This window comes from Klebsiella sp. V115_8, assembly GCF_029967715.1.
Classification (GTDB): Bacteria; Pseudomonadota; Gammaproteobacteria; order Enterobacterales; family Enterobacteriaceae; genus Klebsiella; species Klebsiella quasipneumoniae.
This window is the reverse complement of the sequence record NZ_JASCAR010000044.1, coordinates 25,895-51,431: the sequence shown is the minus strand read 5'-3', so window position 1 is coordinate 51,431 and position 25,537 is coordinate 25,895. Positions and strand designations below refer to the sequence as shown.

The 25,537-nt window shown below is 61.1% G+C and carries 24 protein-coding genes and 1 pseudogene; 9 read left to right on the top strand and 16 right to left on the bottom strand.

Annotated features, from left to right (window positions below; all coding sequences use genetic code 11):
• Positions 1-234: 234 nt before the first annotated feature.
• From QLG03_RS21675 to QLG03_RS21660, 4 genes are all read left to right on the top strand, one after another.
• Entirely contained in the window at positions 235-588 is a 354-nt protein-coding gene (locus QLG03_RS21675; RefSeq protein ID WP_048297423.1) for a DUF1304 domain-containing protein, read from the top strand.
• Positions 589-691: 103 nt separating this feature from the next.
• Positions 692-1,903 carry a selenium metabolism membrane protein YedE/FdhT gene (yedE, locus tag QLG03_RS21670; protein WP_023289489.1) on the top strand — a complete coding sequence of 404 codons (1,212 nt, stop codon included), beginning with the start codon at positions 692-694 and terminating at the stop codon, positions 1,901-1,903.
• A complete protein-coding gene (yedF, locus tag QLG03_RS21665) occupies positions 1,900-2,133 on the top strand; it encodes a sulfurtransferase-like selenium metabolism protein YedF (protein ID WP_004204092.1) in 234 nt (77 codons plus the stop codon). The genes yedE and yedF overlap by 4 nt, the downstream gene beginning before the upstream one ends.
• A gap of 252 nt (positions 2,134-2,385) precedes the next feature.
• Positions 2,386-2,805 (top strand): DUF1398 domain-containing protein, encoded by a 420-nt coding sequence (locus QLG03_RS21660; RefSeq protein WP_112201610.1) that lies wholly within the window; start codon positions 2,386-2,388, stop codon positions 2,803-2,805.
• Between the two features lie 11 nt (positions 2,806-2,816).
• On the opposite strand, the gene QLG03_RS21655 is transcribed toward QLG03_RS21660, so the two are convergent.
• Positions 2,817-2,975 carry a YqaE/Pmp3 family membrane protein gene (locus tag QLG03_RS21655; protein WP_002903230.1) on the bottom strand — a complete coding sequence of 53 codons (159 nt, stop codon included), beginning with the start codon at positions 2,973-2,975 and terminating at the stop codon, positions 2,817-2,819.
• Between the two features lie 282 nt (positions 2,976-3,257).
• Between QLG03_RS21655 and gap the strand changes: the two genes are divergently transcribed.
• A complete protein-coding gene (gene gap, locus QLG03_RS21650; protein ID WP_255987438.1) occupies positions 3,258-4,256 on the top strand; it encodes a type I glyceraldehyde-3-phosphate dehydrogenase in 999 nt (332 codons plus the stop codon).
• Between the two features lie 48 nt (positions 4,257-4,304).
• On the opposite strand, the gene aldA is transcribed toward gap, so the two are convergent.
• The gene (aldA, locus tag QLG03_RS21645; protein ID WP_023289487.1) at positions 4,305-5,744 is read right to left on the bottom strand and encodes an aldehyde dehydrogenase; all 1,440 of its coding nucleotides are present in this window, start codon (positions 5,742-5,744) and stop codon (positions 4,305-4,307) included.
• Here aldA and QLG03_RS21640 point away from each other — a divergent pair.
• A complete protein-coding gene (locus QLG03_RS21640; protein ID WP_044522685.1) occupies positions 5,743-5,880 on the top strand; it encodes a hypothetical protein in 138 nt (45 codons plus the stop codon). The genes aldA and QLG03_RS21640 overlap by 2 nt on opposite strands.
• A 61-nt stretch (positions 5,881-5,941) precedes the next feature.
• Here QLG03_RS21640 and QLG03_RS21635 read toward each other — a convergent pair whose 3' ends face one another.
• Positions 5,942-6,742, bottom strand: coding sequence for a YdcF family protein (locus QLG03_RS21635; RefSeq protein WP_255987437.1), 801 nt, complete (start codon positions 6,740-6,742; stop codon positions 5,942-5,944).
• A gap of 381 nt (positions 6,743-7,123) precedes the next feature.
• On the opposite strand from QLG03_RS21635, the gene QLG03_RS21630 reads away from it, so the two are divergent.
• Positions 7,124-8,449: an MFS transporter gene (locus QLG03_RS21630; protein ID WP_032452678.1), complete on the top strand. Its 1,326-nt coding sequence runs from the start codon at positions 7,124-7,126 to the stop codon at positions 8,447-8,449.
• A 210-nt stretch (positions 8,450-8,659) separates the two neighbouring features.
• On the opposite strand, the gene QLG03_RS21625 is transcribed toward QLG03_RS21630, so the two are convergent.
• Genes QLG03_RS21625 through QLG03_RS21600 form a run of 6 tightly spaced genes read right to left on the bottom strand, consistent with a single transcriptional unit; the run spans position 8,660 to position 16,171 of the window.
• Positions 8,660-10,090 carry an amino acid permease gene (locus tag QLG03_RS21625; RefSeq protein ID WP_032452677.1) on the bottom strand — a complete coding sequence of 477 codons (1,431 nt, stop codon included), beginning with the start codon at positions 10,088-10,090 and terminating at the stop codon, positions 8,660-8,662.
• A 9-nt stretch (positions 10,091-10,099) separates the two neighbouring features.
• Positions 10,100-11,095, bottom strand: coding sequence for a succinylglutamate desuccinylase (gene astE / locus QLG03_RS21620; protein WP_032452676.1), 996 nt, complete (start codon positions 11,093-11,095; stop codon positions 10,100-10,102).
• A gap of 10 nt (positions 11,096-11,105) precedes the next feature.
• A complete protein-coding gene (astB, locus tag QLG03_RS21615) occupies positions 11,106-12,446 on the bottom strand; it encodes an N-succinylarginine dihydrolase (RefSeq protein WP_152842535.1) in 1,341 nt (446 codons plus the stop codon).
• Positions 12,447-12,467: 21 nt separating this feature from the next.
• Positions 12,468-13,934 carry a succinylglutamate-semialdehyde dehydrogenase gene (astD, locus tag QLG03_RS21610; RefSeq protein WP_255987436.1) on the bottom strand — a complete coding sequence of 489 codons (1,467 nt, stop codon included), beginning with the start codon at positions 13,932-13,934 and terminating at the stop codon, positions 12,468-12,470.
• On the bottom strand, positions 13,925-14,947 hold the full coding sequence (gene astA / locus QLG03_RS21605) for an arginine N-succinyltransferase (RefSeq protein ID WP_023289480.1): 1,023 nt from the start codon (positions 14,945-14,947) through the stop codon (positions 13,925-13,927). Before astA ends, astD begins: the two co-directional genes overlap by 10 nt.
• Positions 14,948-14,965: 18 nt before the next feature.
• Positions 14,966-16,171 (bottom strand): bifunctional succinylornithine transaminase/acetylornithine transaminase, encoded by a 1,206-nt coding sequence (locus QLG03_RS21600; protein WP_180266310.1) that lies wholly within the window; start codon positions 16,169-16,171, stop codon positions 14,966-14,968.
• Positions 16,172-16,340: 169 nt separating this feature from the next.
• On the opposite strand from QLG03_RS21600, the pseudogene QLG03_RS21595 reads away from it, so the two are divergent.
• Positions 16,341-16,487, top strand: a pseudogene (locus tag QLG03_RS21595) (hypothetical protein).
• 212 nt (positions 16,488-16,699) lie between these two features.
• Positions 16,700-17,974, top strand: a complete 1,275-nt coding sequence (locus QLG03_RS21590) for a Glu/Leu/Phe/Val dehydrogenase (protein WP_032452671.1) — start codon at positions 16,700-16,702, stop codon at positions 17,972-17,974.
• A gap of 62 nt (positions 17,975-18,036) precedes the next feature.
• Here QLG03_RS21590 and QLG03_RS21585 read toward each other — a convergent pair whose 3' ends face one another.
• Genes QLG03_RS21585 through QLG03_RS21555 form a run of 7 tightly spaced genes read right to left on the bottom strand, consistent with a single transcriptional unit; the run spans position 18,037 to position 25,519 of the window.
• Positions 18,037-18,690 (bottom strand): HAD-IB family hydrolase, encoded by a 654-nt coding sequence (locus tag QLG03_RS21585; protein ID WP_048297416.1) that lies wholly within the window; start codon positions 18,688-18,690, stop codon positions 18,037-18,039.
• A complete protein-coding gene (locus tag QLG03_RS21580) occupies positions 18,671-19,456 on the bottom strand; it encodes an AfsA-related hotdog domain-containing protein (protein WP_023289476.1) in 786 nt (261 codons plus the stop codon). Before QLG03_RS21580 ends, QLG03_RS21585 begins: the two co-directional genes overlap by 20 nt.
• Before the next feature lie 13 nt (positions 19,457-19,469).
• Positions 19,470-20,675, bottom strand: coding sequence for an acetyl-CoA C-acyltransferase (locus QLG03_RS21575; RefSeq protein WP_023289475.1), 1,206 nt, complete (start codon positions 20,673-20,675; stop codon positions 19,470-19,472).
• Positions 20,676-20,677: 2 nt separating this feature from the next.
• Positions 20,678-22,162: an FAD-dependent monooxygenase gene (locus QLG03_RS21570; RefSeq protein WP_147733402.1), complete on the bottom strand. Its 1,485-nt coding sequence runs from the start codon at positions 22,160-22,162 to the stop codon at positions 20,678-20,680.
• Positions 22,163-22,222: 60 nt separating this feature from the next.
• Positions 22,223-23,287, bottom strand: coding sequence for an aldo/keto reductase (locus QLG03_RS21565; RefSeq protein WP_023289473.1), 1,065 nt, complete (start codon positions 23,285-23,287; stop codon positions 22,223-22,225).
• Positions 23,284-24,471: an MFS transporter gene (locus QLG03_RS21560; protein ID WP_065813087.1), complete on the bottom strand. Its 1,188-nt coding sequence runs from the start codon at positions 24,469-24,471 to the stop codon at positions 23,284-23,286. Before QLG03_RS21560 ends, QLG03_RS21565 begins: the two co-directional genes overlap by 4 nt.
• Before the next feature lie 49 nt (positions 24,472-24,520).
• On the bottom strand, positions 24,521-25,519 hold the full coding sequence (locus QLG03_RS21555; protein ID WP_023289471.1) for an aldo/keto reductase: 999 nt from the start codon (positions 25,517-25,519) through the stop codon (positions 24,521-24,523).
• Positions 25,520-25,537: the final 18 nt, after the last annotated feature.

Genomic DNA, 25,537 nt, shown 5'->3' with positions numbered 1-25,537 from the left:
GCCCGGATAACACAACCCATAATTTATTCAACATTCAGTAACCTACGCCACACCCGTAAAAAAAGAACCCGGCATACTATCACCGCTAAGCTAAACCAAAGGGCAATCAGATAAACCGGCGCTCGTCGCGGCAGGCAAACATGACGCTATATGCACTATAGCAGTCGCCCTCTCGCCTGGTGAGCGCCAGCGGCTATACTGCAGACACATTCATCTCATCGATTAAGGACTGCTGTGTTAGCCACTCTCCTCGTTGCGCTGGTCGCTATTATTCATCTCGCCATCCTGGTGCTGGAGATGTTTTTCTGGGAAGCGCCCGCCGGGCGCCGGGCCTTTAACCTCAGCGCCGATTTCGCCCGGGAAACCCGGGTGCTGGCGGCCAACCAGGGGTTGTATAACGGTTTCCTGGCCGCCGGCCTGGCGTGGGGGCTGTGGCTGGGGGAGTCCGGCGAGCCGGTGGTGATCTTTTTCCTCGCCTGCGTGCTGGCCGCCGGGATATTCGGCGCGCTGACCGCCAGCCGCAAAATTCTCTATATTCAGGCGCTGCCCGCGCTGCTGGCGCTGCTGGCGGTGCTGACGCAGGGGTAGGGCCTTGATCTAAAACAGAGAAAGCTGGCGGTAAGGCGGATACTATGTGCCCCCTTCGGTCGGTCATCGACCTTTAATACCTTCTGAGTTCAGAGGCATTTTTATGACATGGCAATCCTTCAAACAGGCCTGGCTTATCCGGTTCTGGTCCCCCGTCCCGGCGGTCATCGCCGCGGGCATTCTCTCAACCTACTATTTTGGCATCACCGGCACCTTCTGGGCGGTGACCGGCGAATTTACCCGCTGGGGTGGCCAGCTGCTGCAGCTGCTGGGGGTCCACAGCGAACAGTGGGGCTATTATCAGCTGATCCATCTCGACGGGACGCCGCTGACCCGCATCGACGGCAGGATGATCATCGGCATGTTCGGCGGCTGCCTGGCCGCGGCGCTGTGGGCCAATAACGTCAAATTGCGCTTGCCACGCAGCCGGATCCGCATTGTGCAGGCCGTAGCCGGGGGTATCATCGCCGGGTTCGGCGCGCGGCTGGCGATGGGCTGCAACCTGGCGGCCTTTTTCACCGGCATTCCGCAGTTCTCCCTGCACGCCTGGCTGTTTGCCATCGCCACCGCCATCGGCTCCTGGTTTGGCGCTCGCTTCACCCTGCTGCCTCTTTTTCGCATACCGGTAAAAATGCAAAAGGTATCCGCTGCTTCGCCGTTAACCCAAAAACCGCAGCAGGCGCGCCGCCGTTTCCGCCTGGGCATGGTGATCTTTTTCGCCATGATCGGCTGGGGCCTGCTCACCGCCGCTGACCACCCTGCGCTCGGCCTGGCGATGCTGTTCGGCATCGGCTTCGGTCTGCTTATCGAGCGCGCGCAGATCTGCTTCACCTCCGCCTTTCGCGATATGTGGATCACCGGCCGGACGGTGATGGCGAAGGCGATAATCTTCGGCATGGCGGCGAGCGCCATCGGCATCTTCAGCTATGTGCAACTGGGGATGGCGCCGAAAATCATGTGGGCCGGTCCCAACGCGGCGATTGGCGGGCTGCTGTTTGGCTTTGGCATCGTGCTGGCCGGCGGCTGTGAAACCGGCTGGATGTACCGGGCGGTGGAAGGCCAGGTTCACTACTGGTGGGTGGGGCTGGGCAACGTTATCGGCTCCACGCTGCTCGCCTGGTGCTGGGACGATATCGCCGCCCCGCTCGCCACCCACTGGCAAAAGGTCAACCTGCTGAACGCTTTTGGTCCCTTCGGCGGACTGCTGGCGACCTATCTGCTGCTGCTGATCGCCCTGCTGCTGGTGATCGCCTGGGAGAGACATTTTTTCCGCCGCCAGTCGGCAGCGGTCCGGACCGCGAAGGAGAGCGCATGAAGAACATCATCCCTGATTATCGCCTGGACATGGTCGGCGAGCCCTGCCCCTATCCGGCGGTCGCCACCCTGGAGGCGATGCCCTCCCTGCAAAAAGGCGAGATCCTCGAAGTGATTAGCGACTGTCCGCAGTCGATCAATAACATTCCGCTTGATGCCAGGAACCATGGCTATACGGTGCTGGATATTCAGCAGGATGGCCCGACCATTCGCTATTTGATCCAGAAGTAACCCCGTTTCCCCGCCGGCGACCTTCATCGCCGGCATGGGTTTCCCCGTCTCCCGTCACGCCATTTCCTCACCACCAGAGGGGCCGTGCAGGCAAACGATTGCAATACATTGTAACACTTGAAACGATGTTCCAGTTATCCAATAACCCTTAATATAACGCGCCTATATTATTAAAATACGAATAAGTGACTTCGTGAATGGTTTCTGCCGCTACCGGCCAAAGCCGCACACCGCAACACAATAAGGATAGAAATGGAACTGCTGGCCAGGCTGGGTCATTTTTTTGAGCAAGTGCGTTCAGATGCCGATTTTGCCACCTTCGCCAGTGAACTGCGTCGGCATCAGGTCTCGTGTTATATCTACTTTGTCTCTACCGGCAATATGAATTTTGTGATGGCCAACGACGAGGTGATCACGATAAAAAGCGCCCGCGGCCTGCTGCGCGTGCGCAGCGCCCCCAGCCATCGGCTGACCTCGGCCGCGGTCATCCGCCATTTTGCCGGCGCCATCAACTTTGAACAGTACTGCAGGGATCTCGCCAGCGCCGGGGTGTTTAAGTGGAGCGTAGACCTGGACGAGGAGACTCGCCACTACTGGTCGAAGGAAAACAGGCTGCTGTACAAAGAGAGCCTGATTCCCCCCGAGCGGGTCCCAGGGGGAAGCCTGGCCTGAGGGGCCAGCCCTTAATCGCGGGTCTGCACCCAGAAGGCGTGGATCAGGCCTGGAATATAGCCCAGCAGGGTCAGAATAATGTTGAGAATAAACGCCCAGCCAAAACCTTTCCCCAGCAGTACTCCCAGCGGCGGCAGAATGATAGTAAAAACGATTCTCCAGAATCCCATAAGCTCTCCCTTTATCTAACGGCAATATTTTACTAAGTTATTCAATAGTTAAGCATAGACGCTTTTCACCGCTTCGCCAGCAGGCGGCCCCCTCATCTCCGGTAACAAAAATTATTCCCTGCCGTCACGGATAAAAAAGCCCGCCAAAACATCCACTTTTCTGGCTCATGCTGCGGGCCCGGCAGCGAACCGCACAGATTGTCAGTTGACCTGGCTGCGAGTCAGGACTAAGCCTGGAGGAGTTTTATCACATCGAGTCGTTTTACCAACCGGAGAATATCCATGAGTAAACTTGGGATTAATGGTTTTGGTCGTATCGGACGTCTGGTGTTACGCCGTTTATTAGAAGTCGACAGCAGCCTCGAGGTGGTGGCTATCAACGACCTCACCTCGCCAAAAGTACTGGCCTACCTGCTAAAGCATGATTCAAACTACGGCCCCTTCCCGTGGAGCGTCGACTTCACGGAAGATGCGCTGATCGTCAACGGTAAGACCATCACCGTGTATGCCGAAAAAGAGGCGCAGCATATTCCGTGGCAGGCGGCGGGCGCGGAAGTGATTGTGGAGTGTACCGGGTTCTACACCGCGGCAGAGAAATCGCAGGCCCATCTCCAGGCCGGCGCGCGCAAGGTGCTGATTTCCGCCCCCGCCGGCGAGATGAAAACCATCGTCTATAACGTCAACGATGACACCCTGACGCCGGATGACACCATCATCTCCGTCGCCTCCTGCACCACCAACTGCCTGGCGCCGATGGCCAAAGTCCTGCAGGATGCCTTCGGCATCACCGTTGGCACCATGACCACTATCCACGCCTATACCGGCACCCAGTCGCTGGTGGACGGGCCGCGCGGTAAAGATCTGCGCGCCTCCAGGGCGGCGGCGGAAAACGTCATCCCGCACACTACCGGCGCGGCCAAGGCTATCGGCCTGGTGATCCCCGCCCTGAGCGGGAAGCTGAAAGGCCATGCCCAGCGCGTACCGACCAAAACCGGCTCAGTAACGGAGCTGGTGTCGGTGCTGGAGAAAAAAGTGACTGCGGATGAGGTCAATCAGGCGATGAAGCAGGCGGCAGAGGGCAATGAATCCTTTGGCTACACCGAAGAAGAGATTGTCTCTTCCGATATCATCGGCAGCCATTTCGGTTCAATCTACGATGCCACCCAGCTGGAGATTGTGGAGGCCGGCGGCGTACAGCTGGTGAAAACCGTCGCCTGGTACGATAACGAATACGGCTTTGTCACCCAGCTGATCCGCGTGCTGGAGAAATTTGCCCGCTAAGTGAACGGCGGACAGCCTGCGCTGCCCGCCGATTCTGCATTGAGCGCCTCAGGCCTGCAGATAGACCACCTGAGTCTGCAGGTACTCATTCAGGCCATGGCGGCCATCTGCGCCGCCGATCCCCGATTTACGCCAGCCGGCGTGGAATCCCTGCATCGCCTCAAAGTTCTCGCGGTTGATATAGGTTTCGCCGAATTTCAGCCCCTTAATCGCCTTCATCGCCACATTAAGATCGCGGGTGTAGATCGAAGAGGTCAGGCCATAATCGCTGTCATTGGCCATCGCCAGCGCTTCATCGAGCGTCGAAAACGCCACCACCGGCAGCACCGGCCCGAAGGTTTCCTCATGGATAATATCCATCTCCTGACGCACATCCAGCAGCAGGGTCGGCGGATAAAAATAGCCTTTCCCCTCCTGCGGCTGACCGCCCAGCGCGACCCGCGCCCCCTGCGCCACCGCCTTTGCCACTTTGCGCGCCACCTGATCCCGCGCGGCGGCGTTAATCAGCGGCCCCATGGCGATGTCATCCCGCGCCGCCGGGTCGCCAAACTGCACAGCCTTCATCGCCTCGCCGAGGCGGTTGACGAAGCGATCGTAAATCCCCTGCTGAACATAGACCCGCTCGACGCAGTTGCACACCTGCCCGGTGTTGATCACCCGCGAGTCCACCACCGCCTTCACCGCCAGCTCCAGATCCGCATCGTCCATGACGATGGCCGGCGCTTTGCCGCCGAGCTCGAGGCACACTTTGGTGATATTTTTCGCCGCGGCGGCCATGATTTTCTCCCCCGCCGCTACGCTGCCGGTCATGCTGACCATCGCCACCTTCGGATTGCCGGCCAGCTCCTGGCCGACGGTTTCCCCACGGCCGAGCACCAGGTTAAAGACCCCTTTCGGCAGCCCAACCTGGTGGACGATCTCGGCGAAAGCGATGGCGTTGTTGGGCGTGAATTCGCTGGGCTTAATGACGATAGTGTTGCCGGTGATCAGCGCCGGCGCCAGCTTGCGGGCGATAAGAAAGAACGGGAAGTTCCACGGCAGGATCCCGGTGGTCACCCCCAGCGCGCGTTTGAAGACGAGGATATTCTCCCCGGGACGGTCGCTCTGCACGATCTCCCCTTCATACCGCCGCGCCCATTCGGCCATGTAGTCGAGATAGTCGGCGGTAAACGCAACCTCCACCGCCGCCAGCTGCTGGATCTTGCCCCCTTCAGCGACGATCAGCCCGGCGATGTCGTCGGCACGCTGACGAATGCCAGCGGCAATTTTGCGCAGCCAGCCCGCGCGCTCAATGGCCGGCAGCGCCTCCCAGGCCGGCTGGGCGCGCTCTGCGGCGTCAATCGCCAGTCGCGCCTCTTCCGCGGTCCCGTCCGGGATCCGCGACAGCAGCGCTTCAGTCGCCGGGTTAAGCACGTCGATCCAGCCGTCGCCGCGACCGGTAACGAACTGGCCATCAATATACATTGGGTGTTGAACGGGTGCTGTCATGGCTGCTCCTGTGGTGCATTTGTATTTAACAAGTGATTTTTTTGTTAAATATCGGGCGGATAAGCCGTGGCTTCGCAGCACGTTGGCGCATTTCTGTGAGCTGATTCATAAAACCGGGCCTAAAATGCCCGGTTGAGGTTACATTTCAATAACACAAATTGCCCGTTTGCGATAAATCAGCCGCAAACGGGCATTTTTCAGCCGAGGATGCGGGCCTGCAGCGCCCCGGCAAGCCGGTCATCCTCCCGCAGCTGTCGCCAGGCGTCGAGGATCGCCGGCGGGAAGGTCACGTGGCTGATAAAGTCTTTCCCCCGCGGACCGTACCCTTCAGGGGAATCCTGCAGGCGCGGCAGCTCGCCCAGCAGCAGCGCGAGGTAGCGGGTCACCGGCCACAGCCCCGCCCCGCCGCCCGCGAACCCCAGCTGGCCGTCGGTCTGCTCCAGCACCGGCGAGCAGCCGGGAAAGCTCAGCCACTGCGGCGGCGTCGTTGCCCCCTGCCAGACGCGGGCGAAGGTGGCCATCGTCCGCCGCTGCATGGTGGGGTCCTGAATGACGATCCCGCGACGATGGGGGATCCCCCGGCTCTCCAGCATTGTGCGGGTAAAGCGCGCGTTTTCCCCGCAGTTGGTCGACCGATCCTCCACCACCAGCCGCGGGCGAGGAATGTGCCAGAAGTCATGCGCAATATCCGCCAGAATATGCGCTTCCGGGCGGCCCTCCACCGCGAGCGAACGGTAGCGGGGATCCTCGCGCACCGCCTCATACAGAAAACCGGTGGAGTGTCCTATGCCGCCGCTGATCAGCAGCGGAACCTCCTGCTCCTTCGCCAGCCGGCAGGCGGCGTCGATGGTGGGGATCACGGCATTGCCAGCCAGCACCACCACATCCACTGCCGGCGGCGCGGTCAGCGTCGCCAGATCGTTCTGCGCCAGCCAGCCGCCAGTCAGGTTAGCCGCCGCCAGCGTCGTGGCCGACAGCGGGGGAAATTGTTCTGCCATTCTGATCTCCTTAATCACCTCTCAGCCGCGCAGAGAGGATAGTCCGGCCATCATAAACGCCGCCTGCCGGGGCGCAAAGCGACGTTGATTTGTAACCATTTTGAAATAACAAGAAACATCTAAAAACACGCAGGTTGCACCTGAATAACTGACCATGAAAATAACAAAAAACAGCAAAAACAGGTGGAAAATAAAAATTTACCTCGCGGTTACACCAGACAAAAGCGCGTTTTCTCGCCCGCGTTGCCGAGGGATAACTTGCCAATTGTAACCATCAACTCTAAGTTGCTTAACAATTACACAACCTTTTTCACATCAGGTTGCACCCTGCACGCACAGAGTGACACCTGACCTTTTACCGTGGCGGGAGAACGTTTCGTAATGAGCAATCCAGAAAGCAACACTGCATCCATTCTGCAGAAAAACAAGAAGGTCCTGATCGCGAGCCTGACCGGCAGCGCCATCGAATGGTTTGATTATTTTCTCTATGGCACCGCCGCCGCGCTGGTGTTTAACAAAATCTTCTTTCCGATGGTCGACCCGGTCATCGGCCTGATCCTCTCCTGGCTCTCCTTTTCGCTCACCTTTTTTATCCGCCCCATCGGCGGGGTCATTTTCGCCCACATCGGCGATCGCATCGGTCGCAAGAAGACGCTGGTGCTGACCCTGTCGCTGATGGGCAGCGCCACGGTGGCCATTGGCCTGCTGCCCACCTACGAAATGGTGGGCCTGTGGGCGCCCGCCCTGCTGATTACCCTGCGCATTATTCAGGGCATGGGTATCGGCGGCGAATGGGGCGGCGCGCTGCTGCTGGCCTACGAATACGCCCCGGAAAAGCGGAAAGGCTTTTTCGGCAGTATTCCTCAGGCCGGCGTGACCATCGGCATGCTGATGGCGACCTTTATCGTCTCGCTGATGACCCTGTTCGATGAGGCGCAGTTTCTTGCCTGGGGCTGGCGCATTCCGTTCCTGCTCAGCTCCGTCCTCGTTTTCCTCGGCCTGTGGATCCGCAAAGATATCGACGAAACGCCCGCCTTTAAGCAGGTGAAACAGTCTGGCCAGGTGGCGAAGGCTCCGCTGCGCGTGACGCTCAAACACCACTGGCGGGAGGTGCTGATCGCCGCGGGTCTGAAAGTGGTGGAGACCGCCCCCTTCTATATCTTCTCTACTTTTGTGGTCAGCTACGCCACTACCACCCTGAGCTATCAGAAGTCGCAGGCGCTGGAATCCGTCACCCTCGGCGCGCTGGTGGCCACCGTGATGATCCCGCTGATGGGGCTGCTGTCCGACAAGGTGGGCCGGCAAAAGATGTACACCCTGAGCGTGGTGCTGCTGGGGCTGTTTATCGTTCCGTGGTTCCTGCTGCTCGACACCGGCACCAGCTGGGGCATTATGCTGGCGACGATCGTTGCCTTCGGCATCCTGTGGGCGCCGGTGACCGCGGTGCTGGGTACCCTGTGCTCAGAGATTTTCAGCGCCAATGTGCGCTACACCGGGATCACCCTGGGTTACCAGCTGGGCGCCGCGCTGGCCGGGGGCACCGCACCGCTTATCGCCACCGGTCTGCTGGCGAAATACGATGGTGACTGGCGACCGGTGGCCGTCTACCTGGGCGTTACGGTGGCGATTTCGCTGCTGGCGATATTCTGCGCCAGCCGGATGAAATCCGTCCCTGGCGCGGCGCGCCCCCGGGCGGAAAGCGCCTAACCGCAGCCGGTCCGGGCTACCTCGGCGCCGACCATCCTGCCCGGCGGCGCTGCGCTTGCGCGGGCCTACAGGGAGATCGCGCCACGTGGGAAACCGCTCATCCCAGGTTCAGTAAGACAGTAGGCCCGGTAAGGCGCCAGCCGCCACCGGGCAGACAAACGAGAACAACGGTTAAGACGACTTGTAGCCGGCCGCCAGGGCCGGCGGGTGTCAGGCGCTCTGATTGTCCAGCTGAAGCTGCCCCTCGCGCCGCTGCTTCAGCTTCCAGAAGGCCCACAGCGCGATAAACCACAGCGGAGAAGCCAGCAGCGCCAGCAGCGTGTCCGGATCAAAGATCATGATGAAGATGGCGAACGCGAAGAACAGCAGGCTCACCCAGCTCATCGCCACGCCAAAGGGCATCTTAAAGATCGAACCGGCGTGCAGGTCCGGACGCTGACGGCGATAAACCAGATAGGCCACGAGGATCATCCCCCAGCTGAACACCACCATAATCGCCGCCAGGGTCGAGACGATGGTAAACAGGGTCATCACATTCGGCACCAGGAACAGCAGCAGCGTACCGATCAGCATACAGAAGCAGGAAAACAGCAGGCTGCGCACCGGGATGCGGGTGCTGCGCGACAGAATACGGAACTGCCAGTGCGCATGCTTCTCCACCGACAGGCCGTACAGCATGCGGGTGCTGGAGAAGACCCCGCTGTTGGCCGAGGACATCGCCGAGGTCAGCGCCACGAAGTTAATCACCGCCGCCGCCGCGGGCAGCCCGGCTTTGGCAAACAGGGTCACGAAGGGGCTGGTCTCCGCCGACACTCCCGGCCAGGAGGCGACAGCGATGATCACCACCATCGACAGCAGATAGAAGATGATAATCCGCAGCGGCAGGGCATTGATCGCCTTGGGCAAAATGCGCTGTGGATCGCGGGTCTCCGCCGTCATCGTCCCCAGCAGTTCGATGCCGGTAAAGGAGAAGATCGCTATCTGGAAGCCGGCGAAAAAGCCGGTGATACCGTGAGGCATAAAGGCCGTCGGGTCGGTGAGATGGCTCAGAGAAGCCGTCACGCCGTCCGGAGAGGTCCAGCCGGTGGCAATCATCCAGCCGCCGGTGGCGATCAGGGCGATAATGGTGATCACCTTGATCAGGGCGAACCAGAACTCCGCCTCGCCAAACATTTTCACCGACAGCAGGTTGAGCAGAAACAGGATAGCCAGCATGCTGAGGGCCGGCATCCACGCTGACAGCTCGGGGAACCAGTACTGCATATAGCTCCCGCACACCACCACGTCGGCGATACAGGTCACCACCCAGCTCAGCCAGTAGGTCCAGCCGAGATAAAAGCTGGCCTGCGGTCCGAGATACTCGCCGACAAAGTCGGCAAAAGAGCGGTAGTCATGGCGGGTGAGCAACAGCTCCCCCATCGCCCGCATCACCATATAGGTAAAGAACCCGACCAGCACATAGATAACCAGAATCGAGGTGCCGGCGACGGCGATGTTACGCCCCGCCCCCATAAACAGCCCGGTGCCGATGGCGCCGCCGAGGGCGATCATCTGGATATGGCGGGCGCCAAGCCCGCGCTTAAGCTGTGACGCGCCTTCACCTCCGGCGGCAGATGGCGCCTGATGTTGATGTTCAGTCATGGTGTTTCCTCAGGCTGGTTGCGGGAGGCGAAGCGCCGCGGCGCGGAGCAGCAGCCCGGCGCGCTGGCCGGTGGCGACCCCGGCATTGGGAAAGAGGATATAGGGGGCCCGGGCCTGCACCACCCACCGTTTCTCTGCCTGGCGGGCGATCTCATACCCTGCCGGGAGCGCGGTGAAGTTCTCGACGTTGGCCGCCAGATTGAGCGTAAATTCCCCTTCACGCTTGATGATGCTCTCCTCGACCAGGAAGTAATCCACCGGCGCTTTGTCGCGCGGGGGCAGCGGCGCGTCAGAAATCCAGGCCCGGATCGCCGCGTCGGCGGCGGCGAACAGGCTGAGATCGTTGGCGCCGAACGGCATCACTTTTCCCAGCTCAAGGGTGGCGCTTTGCGCGGCGAATTTTTCGCAGGTGAAATGAGTGAAGGTGCCGCCCGCTTCGGTATGGCGCACGATGGCGTCCATCCCGCTGGCCTGCAGCAGCTGGTAGAAGCCGGGCGAAAAATCCTCCGCGTGGGCCGGGAGCAGCGCAAACTGGCGATACAGCGACCCGCGAATGGCGGTATGCATATCGAGATGGCTGCGGCTGACCGGCCCCGCCGCATCGGCGGCGCGATAGAAGGCCTGCACCGCCTGCTCGAGGGCAAAAGCCCGCCGCGACTCATTGCCCGGGGAGACCGCCAGATGGCGGCCGCCGAACAGGCGATTGAGGTCGTTGTGCAGATAGCGACGCGCGGCGCGGATCGCCGGCAGGTTACCAAAGACGATCAGCAGCGCCTGGGTGAGCGGCTGCCGCCCCTGGCTCAGATCGTGGGTCAGCTGCAGCAGCAGCTCGGTCGGCGCGGTCTCATTGCCATGGACGCCAGCGGAGAGGATCGTCGCCTGACGCCACGGCGTGGACGGCAGCAGCTGCAGGATGCCCTCGCCCAGCCAGCGGGCCTCGATGTCCGCCGGAAAGGTCCACTCCTGCAGGCGGCAGTGCAGTAAATCGTTAACCAGATGCTCCATCTGCCGCTCCTTAACGCTGAAAATCATAGACAGGGCCCAGACGCAGGATCTGCGTCAGCTCATCCAGCGCCTGATAAACCTCGCGCAGCAGCTGCGGGTCCGCCAGATCGCGGGCGTGCAGCCGGTCACGGTAGTGTTTTTCCACCCACGCCGTCAGCTGCTGGTAACGCTCGTCGTTCATCAGGCTGTGGGCGTTGACCGCGTCGCGCTCCGCCTCGTTGAGCACCACCCGCAGCCGCAGGCAGGCCGGGCCGCCGCCGTTGCGCATGCTTTCCCGCAGGTCAAAAACCGCCACTTCATCGATCGGCGAGGCGCTGTCGGCCGCCAGGTCGCCCAGGTAGCGCCAGACGTTTTCCCGCTGCCGGCACTCCTCTGGCACCACGATCAGCATCTTGCCGTCGGGTTTGCTCAGCAGTTGGCTGTTGAACAGATAGGAGGCCACGGCGTCATCGAGCGACACCCGCTCGTCCGGCACTTCCACACTGGTAAACGGGATATCGAGACGGTCGCTTTTTGCCCGCAGCGTCGCCAATACTGTCGACTGATCGACAAACGCCTGCTGATGATGGAACAGCACATGGCGATTGCTGACCGCGATAACGTCGTTATGAAACACGCCGCGATCGATAGCCTGCGGCGCCTGCTGGGCAAACACCGTATAGCGCGGATCCAGCTGGTGCAGACGGGCCACCGCTTCGCTGGCCTCCAGGGTCTGCCGCGCCGGATACTTCACCGGGGCGATGCCGCCGCTGGCGCGTCGACCGTAGACAAACAGCTGCACGCCCTGACGATCGTACTCCCGGCAGAAGCGGTTATGGTTGGCCGCCCCTTCGTCGCCGAGGTCGCCATGCTGCGGTAGCGCCGCGTGGTGGGCGAAGAAGCGCGGATCGGCGAAGGTGGCGCGCAGGATCGCCGAGGTGGTGGGCGCCTCCTGCATGCGGTGCAGCTTATTGTTCAGGTTGGCGACAGTGAAATGGACTTTGCCATCGGCGCTGTCCGCCGACGGCGAAACGGTCGCCGCGTTGGCGGTCCACATCGACGAGGCGGAGCTGAAGGCGGAGAGCAGCTGCGGCGCCGCCTGGGCCGCCTGGCGGATGACCTGATCATCGCTGCCCTCGAATCCCAGGTCGCGCAGCAGGCGCAGGTTCGGCCGCGGCTGCGGCGGCAGGATCCCCTGCACGAATCCGCGATCGGCCAGGGCTTTCATTTTATACAGCCCCTGCAGCGCGGCCTTTTTCGGGTTAGAGAGACCATCGCGGTTATTTTGCGAGGCTTCATTGCCGACGGAGAGTCCGGCGTAGTGGTGCGTCGGGCCGACCAAGCCATCAAAGTTAGCTTCAAAACCAGACATATGTCCTCACAGGATCCGTTATCAGAATGGCAGGCCCGGCGATACGTTCGCCGGAAGCGTCAGCGTGTCGCTGACCAGAGAGGCCATCGGCCAGGCACAGTAATCGGCGGCGTACCACGCTGCCGCGCGGTGGTTGCCGGAGGCGCCCACCCCGCCAAACGGCGCTTTACTGGAAGCGCCGGTCAGCGGCTTGTTCCAGTTGACGATCCCGGCTCGCGCCTCGTCCGCCAGCTGGTCAAACTGCGCCGCATCGCGGGAGATCAGCCCCACGGCCAGGCCATAGCGGGTCTGGTTGGCGAGGCGAATCGCCTCCGGGAAGTCGTCGTAACGGATAACCGTCAGCAACGGACCAAAGTACTCTTCATCCGGCACCTCGATACCGGTGACATCGACGATCCCCGGGGTCAGCACCGTGGAGTGCGGGTCAGGCTGGCGCATACGCAGCAGCACCTTGCCGCCGAGCGCCTCCAGTTTCTGCTGCGCCGCCAGCATGTTCTGCGCCGCCTCAAGGGAAATCACCCCGCCCATAAACGGCGCCGGCTGGTCATTCCATTTCCCGGCGCGGATCTGCGCGCTGGCCTCCACCAGTCGCCGCAGCAGCGCATCCCCCTGCTCGCCGCGCTGAACGATCAGCCGGCGCGCGCAGGTGCAGCGCTGTCCGGCGGAGATAAACGCCGACTGGATAATCACATGCAGCGCCGCATCGACATCGGCCACGTCGGCCACGATCAGCGCGTTGTTGCCGCCCATCTCGAGGGCCAGCATCTTCTCCGGCTGACCGCCGAAGTAGCGATGGAAGTGGAAACCCGCCGCCGCGCTGCCGGTGAACAGCACGCCGTCGATATCGCGGTTTTCCAGCAGCGCCTGGCCGGTGGCTTTCCCGCCCTGCAGCAGGTTAATCACCCCGTCGGGGACGCCCGCCTGCTGCCACAGCTGGACCGTCAGTTCCGCAGTGGCCGGCGTCAGCTCGCTGGGTTTAAACACCACGGTGTTACCGGCGATCAGCGCCGGAATGATATGCCCGTTGGGCAGATGGCCCGGGAAGTTGTAGGGACCGAAGACCGCCATCACGCCGTGCGGCTTGTGGCGCAGCTGCGCTTTACCGTCCGGCAGGGTCGACTCGTGAAAGCCTGTCCGCTGGTGATAGGCCTCGACGGAGATGGCGGCTTTGCCGATCATCGCCTGCACTTCGGTGCGGGTCTCCCACAGCGGCTTGCTGGTCTCCCGGGAGATCAGGGTCGCCAGCGCCTCTTTGTGCGTCTCCAGCAGCGCGGCGAAACGCTGGACGACGTCAATACGCTCGGCCAGCGGGCGGTGCGACCAGGGATAAAACGCCGCCCGCGCCGCGGCGCAGGCCGCCTGGACGTCGTCGCCCCCCGCGCTGGCCGCCTGCCACAGCAGAGATTGATCCTCCGGGGCCAGTTTACTCATCGTAGCGCCGCTGCCCGGCTGCCACTGCCCGGCTATGAACTGTGCTTTTACCGCCATGATCTGTTTTCCTCTGGGTTCAGGGTTACCGTGTAAACGCGGTCGGTTTCAGTGACCTGCAGCGCATCCAGCGCGGCGGCGTCCAGTGAGACCTGCTCTTCGTGGGCCACCAGCAGCGCCCGAAAATTGTCGAACTGACCGTTGGCGACCAGCGTCGGCGCCGACAGCGTGCCCGTCAGCTGCTGAGCCGGCAGGCACTGGCAGTCGCGCACGGCGCGGATCTGATCGGTCTCCGCCTCCAGCACCGGACCGGCATCGAAAATATCCACCGAGCCGCGCCAGCTGAACCCCTCTTTCTCGAGGATCGCCCGCGCCGGGGCGGTGTTGGGATGCACCTGACCGATGACCTGACGGGCATTCTCCGGCAGCAGCGAGATATAGATCGGGTACGCCGGCATCAGCTCGGCAATAAAGGTTTTCATGCCGGTGCCGGTCAGCCGGTCGGCATCGGCGAACGGGATCTCGAAGAAGTGATGGCCCAGCGCATCCCAGAACGGCGACTGCCCTTGCTCATCGCTGCAGCCGCGCAGTTCGGCAAACAGGTGCGGCGAAAACCACTCGCGGAAGGCGGCGATAAACAAAAACCGCGCCTTGGAGAGCAGCAGACCGTTGCGGTTCCGCTGATACCCGGGGTCGAGAAACAGCGTACACAGCTCGCTGTGACCGGTGTGGTCATAGCTCAGATTGAGCAGCTCCTGAGGCTTATAGACTCCCAGCGCTTTCGAGGCGCGAACCGTTTTCTGAATGCGAAAATTGTAAAAGGGCTCGTCCAGGCCCACCGCCACCTCAATGGCGCTGACCCCCACTACCCGCTCCAGCGCGGTGTCTTCCAGCACAAACAGAAAGCCTTGCTGGCCGCGCGGCAGCGCGCCGGCGAAGGTGTCAATGCTGCGGCGTATCCGGGCGGCCAGGCGCCCAGCATCATGGGGTAAAGAGGTCATGCCGACCCCCGCCCGCGCGGCAAGGCGGACGATGTCGTCAAGATCGTTTTCCCTTACGGGACGAAATAGCATCACAGGCCGTCCTCCCGGTTAGCGGGTTAAGCGGGCAACGGCGCGATCAAGGCGCACGAAGGCTTGCTCAATATCCGCCAGCGGGATATTGAGCGCCGGCGCGAAGCGCAGCACGTCCGGACCGGCAATCAGGGCGATCACCCCCTCTTCCGCCGCCAGGTTGGTCAGGGTTTTGGCCTTCCCGCGCAGCGGTCCGGCCAGCTCGGCGCCGATCAGCAGACCGGCGCCGCGCACGGCGCTGAACGCATCGTAGCGGGCAGAGAGGGCATTCAGCTGGTCGACGATCAGCGCATGGCGCTCGCCGACGCCCGCCAGCAGCGGCGCATCCAGATGGTCCAGCACGGCGTTGGCGACGGTCGCCGCCAGCGGGTTACCGCCGAAGGTGGTGCCATGGGTGCCTGGCTGGAAGACCTGCGCCCAGGCCTCTTTCGCCAGCATCGCGCCGATCGGGAAGCCGCCCCCCAGCCCTTTGGCGCTGGTGAGGATGTCCGGGACGACGTTGTAATGCTGGTAGGCGTAGAGATGGCCGGTACGCCCGGCGCCGGTCTGCACCTCATCGAATATCAGGGTGGCGTGATGGCGATCGCAGAGGGCGCGCAGCGCCTGGAGGAACGCCGGGTCCGCCGGGATCACCCCGCCTTCGCCGATAATCGGCTCGACGATCACCGCGCAGGTACGTGAGGAGATCGCCGCGGTGACCGCCTCGATATCGTTATAGGGCAGATGGGTAATGCCCTGCGGCAGCGGCGCATAATCGCTGGAATATTTCGGCTGGCCGCCGACGGAGACGGTGAACAGCGTGCGGCCATGGAAGGCGTGGTTGAAGGCGATGATTTCGCTTTTTTCACCGCCGAACTTATCGTGGGCATATTTCCGCGCCAGCTTAAGGGCCGCCTCGTTCGCTTCAGCGCCGGAGTTGCAGAAGAACACCTTGTCGGCAAAGGTGGACTGCACCAGGGTTTTCGCCAGCTGCAGCACCGGTTCGTTGGTATAGCCATTGCCGATATGCCACAGTTTCGCCAGCTGCCCCTGCAGGGCCTCAGCCAGCGCCGGGTGGGCATGGCCGAGGGCGTTCACTGCGATGCCGCCGGCCATATCGATATACTCTTTCCCCTGCTGGTCCCAGACGCGTGAGCCCGCCGCCCTCACCGGAATAAACGGCGCGGGGGCAAAACAGGGAACCAGGTAAGCGTCAAAATCTTCGCGAGTCATACTGCCTGACATCATTCATCTCCGGAACGTAAGACGACGGAAAACGCTCCCGCCGCGTTGGACAATCGACATTAACCCTGACCCTCGGCTTATTTTGGGCACGAGCGCGCCCGCTGCGATGGTAAAAATATTCACCACAGAAAACTTAAGCCCTATTCTTTTTACGGGTATTTGTTAATTCATGGTTAACGCCATGTTGTTGTGTGGGCTAATGCTGGCCTGTGAACAATAAGATTGTCAATATGGGGAAACGCAATTTATTCACTTTTTGAAGATCATCAAGATAATGAAAAACATAGAAAAAATATTTTCTTATGCACTTAAGTGAATAAAAAGTGAATTAAAATGCACAGCTTGCGGGTGGTTCTCGTGCGTAGTTATTCACTTAAAAAATAAAATTTCTAACAAAAATTTAAAAATCGGAATTGCCGTCAAATACCGCTTTATAAAATTGGTGATACCATTCATTGCACAGAGTTTACTGCTGTAGCTATTCCACGGTTTTACACGACATAAATAACACTGAGAAACAGGACTCTTATGGAAAAGTTATCTTACGCATCTGAAAGTAGTACATCTCCATGGACCACCTACCTGCGCCAGATCGACCGTGTCGCGCCTTATCTCGGCGATCTTGCTTACTGGGTGGAAACCCTGCGCCATCCGAAGCGTGCGCTGATCGTCGACATCCCTGTGCAGATGGACGACGGCACCATTCGCCACTTCGAGGGCTATCGCGTTCAGCACAATCTTTCGCGTGGGCCGGGTAAAGGTGGTGTTCGCTACCATCCGGATGTTGATCTTAACGAAGTCATGGCACTTTCCGCCTGGATGACCATTAAGTGCGCCGCGGTCAATATTCCTTACGGCGGGGCCAAAGGCGGCATCCGCGTCGACCCCTTCTCGCTGTCGGAAGGTGAACTGGAACGCCTGACTCGCCGCTATACCAGCGAAATCGGCATTATCATCGGGCCGCAGAAAGATATTCCGGCGCCGGACGTTGGCACCAACGGCAAAGTGATGGCGTGGATGATGGACACCTACTCCATGAACCATGGCACCACCATCACCGGCGTGGTCACCGGCAAGCCGATCCACCTCGGCGGCTCCCTCGGTCGTGAAAAAGCCACCGGACGCGGCGTGTTCGTCACCGGCCGGGAAGTGGCCCGTCGCGCCGGCATCGAAATTGAAGGCGCTAAAGTGGCGCTGCAGGGCTTTGGTAACGTCGGTAGCGAAGCGGCGCGCCTGTTCGCCGGCGTCGGCGCCCGCGTAGTGGTCATTCAGGATCACACCGCCACCCTGTACAACGAAGGCGGGATTGATATGACCGCCCTCACCGCCTGGCAGGCGGAGAAAAAGCAGATCGCCGGTTTCCCGGGCGCCCAGGAGATCGATAAAGAGGCGTTCTGGACCACCCCGATGGACATCCTGATCCCGGCGGCGCTGGAAGGGCAAATCACCCGCGAGCGCGCTGAGAAACTGAGTTGCAAACTGGTGCTGGAAGGGGCTAACGGCCCAACCTATCCGGAAGCGGACGATGTGCTGGCCGAGCGCGGGGTGATCGTGGTGCCGGACGTTATCTGCAACGCCGGCGGGGTGACCGTCAGCTACTTTGAGTGGGTGCAGGACATGGCCAGCTTCTTCTGGAGCGAAGAGGAGATCAACGCCAAGATGGACCGCATCATGACCGACGCCATTATTCACGTCTGCGATAAAGCGGCCGAGAAAGAATGTACCCTGCGTACCGCCGCCTATATCGTGGCCTGCGAGCGCATCCTGATGGCGCGTAAAGACCGCGGCATCTACCCGGGCTGATCCCCGTCAGGGAGCGAATCAGGGGTGGCATTGCGCCGCCCCTTTTTTTTGCCGTCGCGCCGTCAGCCGCCGGTGGACCACAGCACTGGCCATCCCCGACGCTGCGCCTCCGCCAGCAGCCCCGGAGAGGGATTCACCGCGCAGGGGTGGCCGACCGCGGCGAGCAGCGGCAGATCCGAGATATGATCGCCGAAGGCGTAGCATGCCGCCAGCGGCTGGCCCTGTTCCTGCGCATAGCATTGGGCATGCGCCGCCTTGTGTTCGCCGATGGCGGTCCGCCAGAGCTCGCCGGTATAGCGGTCATCCACCACGACCGGCTCTGAGCACAGGGCATGCTCCACCCCCAGCGCCGCCATCGCCGGCCAGAGAATGTCGGTCATCGACCCGGAGACAAACACCACGTCATCCCCCCGCGCCTGGTGCTGCCTGAGGCGCGCCGCCACCTCGCGGTGAAAACCATATCCGCCTTCGCGATACAGGCGCTCGGCGACCGCCCGCACCCGGGGGCGCGACTCGTGGCGAAACAGCGAGTAATAGTAGCGGTTGATCGCCTCCCGCGGCTGACCTGCTTCGCTGAGCGCCTGCAGCTGCCGGACAATCGCCGCGGCCGTCAAACCGCACTGCAGCGGATATTCCGCGGCATAGCGGTGCAGAAACAGGAACATACTTTTGCCGGTAATCAGCGTTTCATCCACATCAAAAAAGGCGATGCTCATCCCCGTCCCCCTGCTCAATACTGACCAGATAATGTTGATGGCACTGCGCCGCCTGCTCGCACTCTTTGCGAGTGATGTAGTTAAGGTCATAGACGCTGAAGCTAAAGCCAACTTCCGCTTTGCGAGTGCCGGTCTGGTCAAACCCCACCGAGCATTCACAGGTGAAGCGGCCATGGGCTGAACTTTTGCGCGACACCACGTTGAGGACGATGGTCACCGGCAGCGGAAAAACAAAGCAGGAAAAGGCCACCTGCAGCGAGCTCAGGGTAAAGTACTTCTCCGCCATCGCCACGCCGGCCTCCGCCAGCAGGAATTTTTCCGTGGTGGCGATGATGGTCTGCCGCGCCGCCTCGATCAGCACCATCCCCTGAATATGTTGCCCGGTCTGGTGGTCGCAAAGCAGCTCTGAGGCATCCTGCAGGATCAGGCGCGCGCAATAGCTATCCTCATCGCGTTTTTCCGGCGAGGTGATGAGGATATTCGCTTTTTTACGTTTATGTACCAGCCGCTGATGATCGCGATTGTTTTGATAATAGAGATCCTGCAGATTGACGATCTGGCGCATTGTGTCCGGATAGTGCTGACGAATAATGCAGATGGTGCGGGAGATGTCGTCGAGCTGTACCCCCTGACCGATAACGATTTTATCGACCCCGGCCAGCTCGCCGCTCCAGACAAACCGCTCAAACTCATTCACCGTCAGCACATTCTCATGCCGCCGGGCAAAATCGGTAAATTTCTCACCCACCACAATTAATTTTTCCATGGCGCTTGTCTCCTCAGATCGTTTTCACCAGTAACGCAATCCCCATCCCGCCGCCGATGCACAGCGACGCCAGGCCGGTCGGTTGATTCTCCCGGCGCAGCGCGTGCACCAGGCTGACCACAATCCGCGTCCCGGAACTGCCCAGCGGATGGCCGAGGGCGATCGCGCCGCCGTGGACGTTCAGCCGGGAAGCAATCTCCTCCTCCGTCATCTGATGCGCTCTGGCCAGTCCCTTGACCACCCCCAGCACCTGCGCGGCAAAGGCTTCGTTGATTTCCAGCCGGGCCATATCGCTGAGCTGAAAACGCCCGCGGCGCAGGGCGCACGCTATCGCCGGCAGCGGGCCAAGCCCCATCATGGACGGGTCAACGCCGCCCTCGCCAAAGGAGACAATCTCCGCCAGCGGCTGCAGGCCATAGCGGGCAACGGCGCGCGCCGACGCGAGGATCACCGACGCGGCGCCATCGTTCAGCCCGGAGGCATTGCCCGCCGTGACGCTGCCGTCAGCGCGAAAGGCCGGTTTCAACGCCGCCAGCTGCTCGGCGCTAAGATCATGGCGGATCGGCTCATCCTCGCGGACCGTGCTGACGCCCCGCTTCGCGCTGACCGTCACCGGCACCATCTCATCGGCAAAATAGCCGGCGCGGCTGGCGGCGGAGGCTTTGTGATGGCTCTCCAGGGCATACTGGTCCTGCGCCGCGCGCGAGATCTGCTCCTGCGCGGCGATGGCCTCCGCCGTTTCCCCCATCGGGATCTGCAGCAGCGGATCGGTTAATCCGTCGCGCTGGATCACATCCTCACTGCTGAACGCGCCGAATTTCATCCCGCCCCTTATCTCTCCCCGCAGCAAAAACGGCGCCTGACTCATATTTTCCATTCCGCCGGCGACCACCAGGTCGGCATAACCGCTCTGGATATGGATCGCCCCTTCGGTCAGGCTTTTCATGCCGCTACCGCAGATCATATTCAGGGTGTAAGCCGGCTTTTGCACCGGGATCCCCGCCCGCAGCGCAACCTGACGCGCCGGTCCCATCCCCTGCCCGGCGGCAAGGACGCAGCCGCAGATCACCTCATCGATCCACGCCGGGTCAATGCCGGCCTGCTGCAGGTTGTGCCTGACGGTGAGCGCGGCCAGCTCCACCGCGGAGACCGTTTTCAGGGCGCCAAGAAAGCGCCCCACCGGCGTACGGCAGGCCGCGACGATATAGACTTTGTTCATGATTATTCCATTACGTAGAGCGAGGAAAGATACTGCCGTGTCCCGGCTTCGCTGCCGGTAAAGCCCACATAGCCATCGGGATTGACCACCGCATAATCATCGGGGCCGATCTGTAGCGCTTCGAGAAACGCCTCGTCCGCCGGTTCGAGGGGGCAGAATATAAACCAGCCGGCCTGCTTCAGGCGGGACATAGGAGGACAAGCGGCGCGGGCGGAAAAGATCACCACCTTACCGCTGGCGAAGACGTCATAGCTGTTGCGAAACATCGCCTGCGGCGAGGCAAATACGTACCAGGGAACATGGTGCCCTGCCAGGCCGTCCGGGTGCTGCGCCTGCGTCGCGGTGAAGCCGGCGTACTGCAGCGGCAGCTGGTGACGATAGTAGTGACGGTTGCAAAACTCCGGAAAGTAGACCCCGTCGATATGATTTCTCGGCACCAGACCGGCAATCAGGCCGGTATCGCGATCGGTGGAGCGCAGCACACCGCTCACCGCCGCGAAGCGCTCGGCGCGATAGGACGCCGGCAGTCGGTCAGTGGCCACGCCGTGCAGATAGAAAGCCAGCTTCCAGGCGAGGTTCACCGCATCCTGGACGCCGGTGTTCATCCCCTGCCCGCCAATGGGACTGAACAGGTGGAAGGCATCTCCCGCCAGCATAATATGATGCTGCAGATTGTCATCGGCGATGCGGTTATAGAAATTGGCGCTGGAAGACCAGGTGAGCGTCTGCGCCGGCGGCACCTGAGGGCAGTAGCGCGCCAGCGCGGCGTTGATCTCCTGCAGGTCCGGCACCGGACGCGGCGTCGGCAGGCGCCCGGCTTTTTTAATCACAATCCTGACCTGATTGTCCGGCATGGGCAGGAAAATCAAAAAGCCCTGCTCATCAATATGGTAGGAGGTTCCCGGGAGCGCCGCCGCGCGGTCGAATTGCACGTCCGCCATCACAAAATGCAGCGGATAGTCATGACCGCTAAAGCCGATCCCGGCCAGCTCGCGAACGGTGCTGGCCGCGCCGTCGGCGCCGATAATATAGTCATAAGCGGCGGAACAGGCCCGGCGGGCATCGTCGAGCAGGGAGACGTGATAGCGTTCCCCCTCCCGGCGCCAGGAGACCAGCTGGTGCCCACGTTTGACCACCCGCCCGGCGTCGGCCAACGCCGTTTCGAGGATCGTCTCCGTCCGCGGCTGCGGGATACTGACATGGAAGGGGTAGCAGGTGGCGAGTCGGCGGTTATCGATATGCAGGAATTTGCGGTTTTTATAGTAAGCGTAGACTGACTGAACCTGCTTTCCCTGGGCGATCAGTTCCCCGGCAAGGCCTAAGCCGTGGAAGGCTTTAATGGTCGCCGGACTGACGCTCAGCGCTTTGGACCAGGTGGTGCTGTGGGTATTTTTATCAATGATATCAAAATCAATTCCATACTTATTCAGATAGCAGCCAATGATTAACCCTACCGGGCCGGCGCCAACAATGAGTACTTTTTTCACGATCGAGCCTCTCTGTATGCCCCGTGCGGGGCATACGCGTGTTGCCTGGGTGTAGGGTGATTAGGGATAGATATCATCGGCCAGACGACGATCGCCGGCGACATTGCAGATATGCCAGTAGGGGTATGGTTTCTCTTTCTCGCTCACGCTGTTGAGGATCGCCGTCTCCTCGTCGCTCAGCGTCCAGTTCAGCGCCGCCAGGTTGTCCTCCAGCTGGGCCAGTTTGGTCGCGCCGATCACCAGCGAAGCGATCCCCGGACGGGTACGCAGCCAGTTGAGCGCCACCTGCGCGACGCTGGCGTTGCGCTGGCGGGCAATCTCCTGCATCACCTCCAGGGTCTGCCAGGCCTGCTCGCGGTTGGCGATCGGCGCGGATTCGAACGGCGTGGCGTTCGCCAGGCGACTGCCCTCGGGAAACGCCTGATTGCGTGGGTATTTACCGGTGAGAAAGCCCCCGGCCAGCGGGCTCCAGACGGTGATGCCGACGTTCTGATCGACGCTCAGCGGGATAATCTCATGCTCCAGTTCACGCGCGGCGATATTGTAATAGCCCTGATAGACGCAGAATTTCTCCAGCCCAAGGCGCTCCGAGATCCCCAGCGCCTTCGCCAGCTGCCAAGCCGCGTAGTTGGAGACCCCGATATAGCGAATTTTCCCGGCGCGGATCAGCGTATCCAGCGTGCGCAGGGTATCCTCCAGCGCGGTGCGCGGATCGAACCCGTGAAGGTGATAGATATCGATATAATCGGTCTTCAGCCGCTGCAGGCTGGCCTCGACGGCATTGATGATATGGTAGCGCGACGCCCCCAGCGCGTTCGGGTTGGGGTCGGTTTGCCAGCGTCCTTTGGTGCCGATAATCACCTGCTGGCGTTTTCCCTTCAGCGCGTTGCCGAGCAGCTCTTCGCCCTGGCCGTTCTTATAACAGTCCGCGGTATCAAAAAAGTTAATCCCGGCGTCCAGCGCTTTGTACACCAGATCGTAGGCCGTCTGCTCAGGCACCACGCCGAATTCCGACCAGTTGCGCCCCGGCGCGCCGAGAAAGGCCCCTTTCTCGCCAAACGTCATGGCGCCAAAACAGAGCTCCGAAACCGACAGCCCGGTGGAACCTAAATATCGATACTTCATGCTTGACTTCCTTTTAAAGGTGACAACGTCACACTAGCGATAACCCATCCGCTGGCGGTCAGGCAAGCACCGGCCAGGGGAATGTGCGAGAGAGAAACGCCGGAGGCGAGCAGCAGCCCGCCAAACCAGGCGCCGCCGGCATTGCCGAGGTTAAAGGCGGCGATATTGCACGAAGAGACCATGCTTTTGCCGCTCTCACTGCTGTCCAGGGCCTGCATCTGCAGCGGCGGAATGGTGGAGAACATCGCCGCCCCCAGCAGAAACACCGCCGCGCAGGCGCCGGGCAGCGTCTGAATCGCCCACGGGAAAAGACACAGGACGACGCTCAGCAAGGCGAGAGTTAGCAGCAGCGCCCGGCGGACGCCGCCGTCGGTCAGTCGGCCGCCAAGATGATTCCCGGCGACCATCCCGACGCCGAACAGCATCAGCACCGGCGGAATAAGGTGGTCGCTCATCCCGGTGACGGTTTTCAGCATCGGCGCGATGTAGGTGAAGGCGGCGAAGACGCCGGAGAACCCGAGGGCGGTGATCAGCAGGCTGCGCAGCACCGCGGGATGACGGAGCACCTTCAGCTCATCGCGGATCCGGCTCTGGGCCGACGGCTGCGCCTGACGGCCAGGCACCAGGGCGATCACCGCCAGGGCGGAGAGAATGCCGATCAGCGTGACCATATAGAAGGTATAGCGCCAGCCAAGGTACTGCCCCACCCAGGCGCCGAGCGGCACGCCCAGAATATTGGCCAGGGTGGCGCCGAGAAACACGGCGGAGACCGCCGAAGCCCGTTTATCCACCGGCGCCAGCTCCGCGGCATAGACCGAGCTTATTCCGAAGAACGAGGCGTGAGCGAACGCAGTTATTACCCGGGCAATAATTAGCATGGTCATATTACCGGCGACCGCACAGCCTAAATTTCCAATGGAAAATAAGATCATTAAAAATAACAGCGCGGGTTTTTTGCGATAACGGCTTAATAGCGGCGTCAGCAGCGGCGCGCCAATCACCACCCCACAGGCATAAGCGGTAATAGACCAGGCGGCGAGCGTAATGGATATATGAAAGTCATGGGCCACATCGAGTAATAAACCCATAATCACAAATTCGGTGGTGCCAATACCAAATGAACCCACGGAAAGCGCATACACCGCCGCAGGCAATCCCGCCGGACGGGAAACAGCAATAGTCATAAGTTACCTTATCTCCCGCCAGACCGGCGGGAGGAGCGTATTCAGGAGATTATTTATCGATTAAATTAAAGTCGCCCTGGTTATAGCGTAATCCGGCGACGTTTTCGGGAGCGAAAATATGATCGATGGCGAGAATATCCTCAGGGGAGAGCATAATATCGGCCGCAGCGGCATTATCGCGCAGATGGTTCATTTTTCGCGCCCCGGGGATCGGCACGATATCTTCCCCTTTGCTCATCACCCAGGCGAGGGCCATCTGCGCCAGGGTGGCCTCGTAGCGGCTGGCGACCTGCTGCAGACGGTCGAGCAGTTGCTGGTTTTTGCGCATGGTTTCGGCCTGGAAGCGCGGCAGATTGCGACGAAAATCATCGGCTGCGAAGACGCCGGGGTCGGTGATCTGGCCCGTCAGGAAGCCGCGGCCCAGCGGACTGTAAGGGACAAAGCCCACGCCCAGCTCGCGGCAGGCCTTGAGGATGCCGCCCTCCGGCTCACGGGTCCATAGCGAGTATTCCGTCTGCACCGCGGCGATCGGATGCACCTTGCAGGCCCGGCGCAGCGTCTGGGCTGACACTTCCGACAGCCCGATGTGGCGAATTTTACCCTCTTTAACCAGGTCGGCCATGGTGCCCACCACCTCTTCCACCGGCACCGCGGGATCGACGCGGTGCTGATAGAGCAGATCGATGGTCTCGATATTCAGCCGCTTCAGCGACCCTTCCACCGCCTCACGAATATGTTCCGGACGGCTGTCGACGCCGGCCATCCGCTCCAGCCCCTGGCCGGTCGGCAGAATACGAAAGCCAAATTTGGTGGCAATTTGCACCTTATCGCGGATGCCTTTAATCGCTTTCCCAACAAGGACTTCATTGTCAAAAGGCCCATACACTTCGGCGGAATCCAGGAAGGTCACCCCCATGTCCACTGCGGCATGGATGGTATTTATCGCCTGCGACTCCTCAGCGCCGCCATAGGCGAAACTCATTCCCATACACCCGAGACCCAATGCGGAAACCTGGAACTTCTCTTTTCCGAGATAACGTGTTTTCACCTTATTTTCCTTACGTGC

Coding starts and splice junctions, on each gene's coding strand:
- aldA (WP_023289487.1), bottom strand. CDS start 5,744: ATGACAGCACCCGTTCAACACCCAATGTATATTGATGGCCAGTTCGTT.
- QLG03_RS21575 (WP_023289475.1), bottom strand. CDS start 20,675: ATGAACAAAGTCTATATCGTCGCGGCCTGCCGTACGCCGGTGGGGCGC.
- QLG03_RS21640 (WP_044522685.1), top strand. CDS start 5,743: ATGGCTGCTCCTGTGGTGCATTTGTATTTAACAAGTGATTTTTTTGTT.
- QLG03_RS21590 (WP_032452671.1), top strand. CDS start 16,700: ATGGAAAAGTTATCTTACGCATCTGAAAGTAGTACATCTCCATGGACC.
- QLG03_RS21630 (WP_032452678.1), top strand. CDS start 7,124: ATGAGCAATCCAGAAAGCAACACTGCATCCATTCTGCAGAAAAACAAG.
- astD (WP_255987436.1), bottom strand. CDS start 13,934: ATGGCGGTAAAAGCACAGTTCATAGCCGGGCAGTGGCAGCCGGGCAGC.
- astB (WP_152842535.1), bottom strand. CDS start 12,446: ATGTCTGGTTTTGAAGCTAACTTTGATGGCTTGGTCGGCCCGACGCAC.
- yedF (WP_004204092.1), top strand. CDS start 1,900: ATGAAGAACATCATCCCTGATTATCGCCTGGACATGGTCGGCGAGCCC.
- astA (WP_023289480.1), bottom strand. CDS start 14,947: ATGCTATTTCGTCCCGTAAGGGAAAACGATCTTGACGACATCGTCCGC.
- QLG03_RS21560 (WP_065813087.1), bottom strand. CDS start 24,471: ATGACTATTGCTGTTTCCCGTCCGGCGGGATTGCCTGCGGCGGTGTAT.
- QLG03_RS21625 (WP_032452677.1), bottom strand. CDS start 10,090: ATGACTGAACATCAACATCAGGCGCCATCTGCCGCCGGAGGTGAAGGC.
- QLG03_RS21655 (WP_002903230.1), bottom strand. CDS start 2,975: ATGGGATTCTGGAGAATCGTTTTTACTATCATTCTGCCGCCGCTGGGA.
- QLG03_RS21580 (WP_023289476.1), bottom strand. CDS start 19,456: ATGGAAAAATTAATTGTGGTGGGTGAGAAATTTACCGATTTTGCCCGG.
- QLG03_RS21660 (WP_112201610.1), top strand. CDS start 2,386: ATGGAACTGCTGGCCAGGCTGGGTCATTTTTTTGAGCAAGTGCGTTCA.
- gap (WP_255987438.1), top strand. CDS start 3,258: ATGAGTAAACTTGGGATTAATGGTTTTGGTCGTATCGGACGTCTGGTG.
- QLG03_RS21565 (WP_023289473.1), bottom strand. CDS start 23,287: ATGAAGTATCGATATTTAGGTTCCACCGGGCTGTCGGTTTCGGAGCTC.
- QLG03_RS21585 (WP_048297416.1), bottom strand. CDS start 18,690: ATGAGCATCGCCTTTTTTGATGTGGATGAAACGCTGATTACCGGCAAA.
- astE (WP_032452676.1), bottom strand. CDS start 11,095: ATGGAGCATCTGGTTAACGATTTACTGCACTGCCGCCTGCAGGAGTGG.
- yedE (WP_023289489.1), top strand. CDS start 692: ATGACATGGCAATCCTTCAAACAGGCCTGGCTTATCCGGTTCTGGTCC.
- QLG03_RS21635 (WP_255987437.1), bottom strand. CDS start 6,742: ATGGCAGAACAATTTCCCCCGCTGTCGGCCACGACGCTGGCGGCGGCT.
- QLG03_RS21600 (WP_180266310.1), bottom strand. CDS start 16,171: ATGTCAGGCAGTATGACTCGCGAAGATTTTGACGCTTACCTGGTTCCC.